The sequence below is a fragment of the Streptomyces sp. NPDC059142 genome (assembly GCF_042755665.1).
In the GTDB taxonomy this organism is placed as follows: Bacteria; Actinomycetota; Actinomycetes; order Streptomycetales; family Streptomycetaceae; genus Streptomyces.
On record NZ_JBHZDA010000185.1, the window covers coordinates 1 to 5,548 of the forward strand.

The window sequence follows — 5,548 nt, forward strand, 5'->3', positions numbered from 1 at the left end:
AGGAGGCCGCCGCGGTGGCGACCGCCGCCGCGGTGGCCGGCTTCGGCCGGGTCAAGATCCGCGTCGGCGGCGACCAGGACCGCGACCGGGCCCGGGTGGGCGCCGTACGCCGCGCCGTCGACCGCGTCACGGGCGCCGGTACGGTCGTCCTCGCCGCCGACGCCAACGGCGGCTGGGACGTGGCCACCGCCCGCGCCGCCGTCCGGTGGCTCGCCGACCACGGCGTCGCCTGGCTGGAACAGCCCACCCCGCCCGGTGACCTGGCGGCGATGGCCGCCGTACGCACGGACTCGCCCGTGCCCGTCTGGGCCGACGAGTCGGTGCGCGACGCGGCCTCGGTGCACGCCGTCGCCGACGCGGGCGCCGCCGACGGCGTCCACCTCAAGCTGGAGAAGGCGGGCACCGTCGACGCGCTGGCGGCGGCCGTCGGCGCGGCCCGCTCGCGCGGACTCCACGTCGGCCTCGGCCAGATGGACTGCGGCCGCCTCGGCTGCGCGACCACCGCCCACCTCGCCGCCGGCCTCGCCGTGGAGGTGGCCGAACTCTGGGGCTGCGCCCACCTCGCGCACGACGTCACCGACGGTCTCACCCTCCACCGGGGCGCCGTCCTGCTGCCGGACGGCGCGGGCCTCGGCGTACGGGTCGGCGTCGACCCGGCGGCGCTGACCCCCGTGGGCACCGCCCCCGCACACCCCCTGAGCCCACCGGACCGAGCAAGGACGTTCCCGACATGAGCACCACCGCAACCGCCACCACCGTGGATGTGACCGCCCTCCTCACCGCCATGGTCGCCTGCGACTCCACCACCCCCACCGGCGAGGAGGAGTCCACCGCCGCCCTCCTCGCCACCGCGCTCTCCGGCGCCGGTTTCGCCGTGGAGACCGAAGAGCTGGCCCCCGGGCGCGTCAACCTCACCGCGCGCCGCCGCTTCGGCCCTGGCGGACCCGTCCTCATGCTCAACTCGCACCTGGACGTCGTCCCCGCGGGCGCAGGCTGGACCAGCCCGCCCTTCACCCCCACGCTGCGCGACGGCAAGCTGTACGGCCGGGGCACCGCGGACGCCAAGGGGCCCCTGGCCGCCATGGCGTGTGCCGCGATCGAGGTGGCGCGGGCGGCCGACGCCGGTACCGGCCCCACCCGCGGGGAGATCGTCTTCTCCGCCGTGTCGCAGGAGGAGGGCGACTCCCTGGGCGCCCGCCATCTCGTACCCCTGCTGGCCCGCGAGGGCAGGCTGCCCGACGCCGTCATCGTCGGGGAGCCCACCGGGATGCGGCTGCTGACCGCGCACAAGGGCTCGGTCCGCCCCGTCGTCGAGGTCGTCGGACGGGCCGCGCACGCCGCCACCCCGGCCCAGGGCGTCAACGCCGTGACCGCCGCCGCCACCGTGATCTCCCTGCTGGAGCGGTACGCCGGCTCCCTCGCCGCCCAGGGCCACCCGCTGCTCTCCGCGCCCACCTGCACCCCCGTACTCATCGAGGGCGGTGAGGCGCCCAACGCCGTACCCGAACGCTGCCGGATCACCCTGGACCGGAGGCTGGTGCCCGGTGAGACCCAGGAGTCCGTGCTCGCCGAGGTCGGCGCGGTCCTCGCCGAGTTCAACGCGGGCGCGACGGACGGCGGGCACGGCGCGAGCGCCTCCGTCGTCGCGTGCGCCCCGAGCACCGGCGGCCCCTCCGAGACCCCCGAGGACCACCCCTTCGTGGCGCTGTGCCGCCGGGCGCTGGCGGCGGCCGGCGCCGACGACAGCCTCGGCGGACTCACCGTCAACTGCGACATGACGCACTTCCGGGCGGCGGGCGTACCGGCCCTGGTCTGCGGCCCCGGCCGGCTCGACGTGATGCACGCGGTCGACGAACACATCGCCCTCGACGAACTGACCGGCTCCGTCGGCCTCTACCGGGCCGTCCTCACCGAAGCGCTCGCCACCGCGGGCGGCAGCGGGGAGGGGCCGGTATGGAGCTGAGGATCGCCCTCGGCCAGGCGCCGAGCCTGCCCGGAGACCTCCACGCCAACCTCGCCCTGGCCGCCCGCCTGACGGCCGAGGCCGGGCGGCGCGGGGCCCGCGTCCTGGCCCTGCCCGAGCTGTTCGCCTGCGGATACGACCCGGAGGCGATCGCCGCCGACCCCGCGGCCCACTGCCTCGTCCCGCCGCCCGACGGGACGGCGCCCGCCCCCGGCTCGCCGCTCGCCCCCCTCGCGGAGGCCGCGGCAGCGGCCGGCGTCTGGGTCCTCCTCGGCGCCGCCGTCACCACGGCGGGCCGGCCGCACAACGCGCTGCTCGTCCTCGACCCGGCCGGGGCGGTGCGCGGCCACTACGGCAAGACCCACCTCTGGCAGGGCGAACGCGACGCCTTCGACCCCGGCACCGGACTCGTCCTGATCGAGGACGGCGGGGTCTCGGTCGGCCTCGGCATCTGTTACGACGCCGGCTTCCCCGAGCTGACCCGCGCCTACGCCCGGGCAGGAGCCCACGCCGTGCTGTTCGGCTCGGCGTTCGCCACCGGCCCGACCGCGTACCGCTACGGCGTCTACCACCCGGCGCGGGCGGTCGAGAACACCGTCTGCGTCGTGGCCGTCAACGCGGTCGGCGACCTCGCGGGGGAGCACTACTTCGGCCGCAGCGGGGCGTGGGGCCCCGACGGCCTGCCGCTGGCCCGCTGCGCGGACGACGTGAGCGAGCTGCGCGTCGTCACCGTGTCGGCGACGGGGACGGCGGCCGTACGGAGCGGGCTGCCGTACCTCGCCGATCTCCGCACCGACCTGCTGGGCGATCCGCCCCCGCCCCCGCTCACCCGCATCCCCGCCCCGTGACCCCTGCCCCCGCACCACCCCAGGAGCCCTCCATGACCCCCGTCTTCCCCGCGTCCGAGTACGACCGGCGGCTGACCGCGCTGCGCGCCACCCTCAAGGAGAAGGAGCTGGACGCGGTCGTCGTGCACACCCCGGAGAACGTCTGCTACCTCTCCGGCCACGCCACGCCCGGCTACTACACGTACCAGTGTCTGATCGTCACCGCCGACGGCGAAGCGGCCCTCCTCATGCGGGAGACCGAGACCGTCAACGCGGCCGGGACCACCTACTTCGAACGGATCACCGGCTACCCGGACAGCTCCGACCCGGTACGGGCCACCGCCGACCTGCTCGCCGAACTCGCCCCCGGCGCACGGGCGGTCGGGGTCGAGGCACGTTCCTGGTTCCTGCCGCCCGAGCTCTTCCTGCGGCTCGGCGGCCTGCTGGAGACGGCGGGCGCCCGCGTGACGCACATCGACGACGCGCTGGCGGCGGCCCGGCTCGTCAAGTCGCCGCTGGAGATCGAACAGATCAGGGCCGCCGCCCGGAGCACCAACGCGGGCATGGCCGCGGCGGTGGCCGCCGCGGTCCCCGGCGCGTCCGAGCGCGATGTGGCCGCCGCCGCGTTCGGCGGTCTGATCTCGTCCGGCTCCGAGTACTTCGGCATGGAGCCGTTCGTCGCCTCGGGCCCCCGCGCCGGCACCATCCACGCGAGCTGGACCGACCGGGTCATCGGCAGGGACGAGGCCGTCCTGCTGGAGATGTCGGCGACCACGGGACGCTACAACGCGCCCCTCATGCACACCGTATGGACCGGCGCCCTGACGGGTGAGGCCGCGGCCATGGCCCCGGCCTGCGCGGCGGCCAGGGACGCGGCCCTGGCCGAGGTCGTGCCCGGCGGCTCACCGGCGGCGGCGCACGCGGCGTGCAAGGCGGCCATCGCGGACGCGGGCCTCGCCCACACGTACCGCAAGCGCAGCGGCTACTCCGTCGGGATCGCCTTCGCGCCGGACTGGGGCGAGGGCCACCTGCTCTCCCTCGGCGAGAACGAACAGCGGCTCTTCGCCCCGGGCATGGTGGTCCATGTCGTCCCCACGCTGCGGCTGCGGGACACCGCGGGTATCGGCTTCTCCGCGACCGTCCTGATCACGGAGACCGGACACGAGGTCCTCACGTCCTGCGACACGGAGCCGGGCCGGTGAACCGTACGGTTCCGGACGCGCCCGTCCCCGCGGGCGACTACGCCGCCGCGCGCGTGGCGGGCGGACTGGTCTTCACCGCCGGGATGACCCCGCGGGCCGGCGGCGGTGTCCTCACGGCCGGGATCCTCGGCGCGGACCTCTCCGCCGAGGACGCCGCCCCGCTGGCCGCGCTCGCCGCGGAGCGCGCCGTCGAGGCGGGCCGGGCGGCGGCGGCCGGGGCGGGCGTGCGGCTCGGCCCCGCGCTCTCCATGACCGTCCATCTCGCCGCGACCGCCGCCTTCACCGCGCACAGCGCGGTCGCGGACGGCGCCAGCGCCCGGCTGCGCGAACTGCTGGCCGGACCGCCCCCGGCCCGTACCGCCGTCGGAGTGGCGAGCCTGCCCTCCGGAGCCCCGGTGGAGGTGACACTCGTCCTCGCCACGGAGGCCGGCCGGCCGCACTGACCCGCGGAGGCGGGCCGTCAGTCCGCGTGCTCCTCGGGTCCCCGGCTGCGGAAGGCGTGCGGCGCCTCGCCGGTGACGCGGCGGAACACCCGGCTGAAGTACGCGCGGTCGCGGAACCCCACCGCTCTGGCGACGCTGCTGATGGAGTCGCCGCTGTGCCGCAGCCGGATCCCCGCCCGCTGGACCCGTAACCGTGTGAGGTACTCCCACACCGTCACCCCGTACCGCTGGTGGAAGAGCCGGCCCAGATGGTCGGCGCTGACCCCGGCGGCCTCCGCGATCTGCCAGCGCGAGATCCGGTGCCGGTAGTGCTCGTACAGGAAGACCAGCGCGGCGTTGACCGGGGTGGGGGAACGGGCGGCGCAGGACGCGTGTTCCCGCGCCGTACGGCCGAGCAGCGCCGCCGCCCCCTCGGCGCCGAGCACCGCGTGGTCCAGCAGGAGCAGCGCGCGGTGCGGCCCCGCGCGGCGGGCGTCGGCCGGGGTGAAGCCCTGGTCGCTCAGGACGACGACGGCGCAGGGGGCGCCCTCGCCGCCGTGGTGCAGATGGTCGACCACGTCGAGCGCGTGCATGTCGGGGAGCGTCCGCTCCAGCAGGAGCAGCGCGGGCGGCTCCTCGGCGACCAGGGCCAGCGCCGTCGTCCCGTCCGGCGCCAGCCGCAGCGGATGGTCGGGCAGCGCCGCCGCCACCAGCCGGACGCACTCCTTGCGGGAGCGCTCCGAGGCGGCGACGGCGATCACCGGCTGGCGCAGCCCGGCGGGGCGCAGCGCCCTGAGCGTACGGGAGAGGTCCTGGCCCTCCGCGCCGAGGAGCAGGAACGGCGTGTGCCGCAGCCGGGGATGGTCGTGGAGGTGCTGGGCGCTCGGCCAGGCGCCGGGGCCGGCCGCCGCCGTGTCCCAGGCGACGGCGGCCGGGTCCACCTCCTCCACCAGGGCGTCGAGGTCGTCGTCCGCCGTCAGCGGGCGCAGCCGCAGACCGTGCCGCCCGGCGAGGGCCAGCAGCTCCGCGCCCGGCGCCCGGGGCGCGACGACCAGCAGGGTGCCGCCAGGCCCGCCGCGAGGATCAGCAGGCACAGCGCGCCGCCGGCCACACTGGCCGCCGGCACCCCGTAGC

General features: G+C 76.9%; 6 protein-coding genes. 5 read left to right on the forward strand and 1 reads right to left on the reverse strand.

Annotated elements, in window-relative coordinates:
• The 5 genes from ACFXPK_RS32415 to ACFXPK_RS32435 form a co-directional block, all read left to right on the forward strand.
• Positions 1-734: enolase C-terminal domain-like protein (locus ACFXPK_RS32415; RefSeq protein WP_385080731.1), on the forward strand; the 734-nt coding region annotated here is incomplete at its 5' end.
• Positions 731-1,963, forward strand: coding sequence for a M20 family metallopeptidase (locus ACFXPK_RS32420; RefSeq protein ID WP_385007642.1), 1,233 nt, complete (start codon positions 731-733; stop codon positions 1,961-1,963). The genes ACFXPK_RS32415 and ACFXPK_RS32420, both read left to right, overlap by 4 nt.
• Positions 1,954-2,811 (forward strand): carbon-nitrogen hydrolase family protein, encoded by an 858-nt coding sequence (locus ACFXPK_RS32425; RefSeq protein WP_385007640.1) that lies wholly within the window; start codon positions 1,954-1,956, stop codon positions 2,809-2,811. Before ACFXPK_RS32420 ends, ACFXPK_RS32425 begins: the two co-directional genes overlap by 10 nt.
• Before the next feature lie 32 nt (positions 2,812-2,843).
• Positions 2,844-3,992 carry a M24 family metallopeptidase gene (locus tag ACFXPK_RS32430; RefSeq protein ID WP_385080734.1) on the forward strand — a complete coding sequence of 383 codons (1,149 nt, stop codon included), beginning with the start codon at positions 2,844-2,846 and terminating at the stop codon, positions 3,990-3,992.
• Positions 3,989-4,435: a RidA family protein gene (locus ACFXPK_RS32435; RefSeq protein WP_385080736.1), complete on the forward strand. Its 447-nt coding sequence runs from the start codon at positions 3,989-3,991 to the stop codon at positions 4,433-4,435. Before ACFXPK_RS32430 ends, ACFXPK_RS32435 begins: the two co-directional genes overlap by 4 nt.
• Positions 4,436-4,452: 17 nt before the next feature.
• On the opposite strand, the gene ACFXPK_RS32440 is transcribed toward ACFXPK_RS32435, so the two are convergent.
• A complete protein-coding gene (locus ACFXPK_RS32440) occupies positions 4,453-5,508 on the reverse strand; it encodes a helix-turn-helix domain-containing protein (RefSeq protein ID WP_385080737.1) in 1,056 nt (351 codons plus the stop codon).
• Positions 5,509-5,548 lie beyond the last annotated feature (40 nt).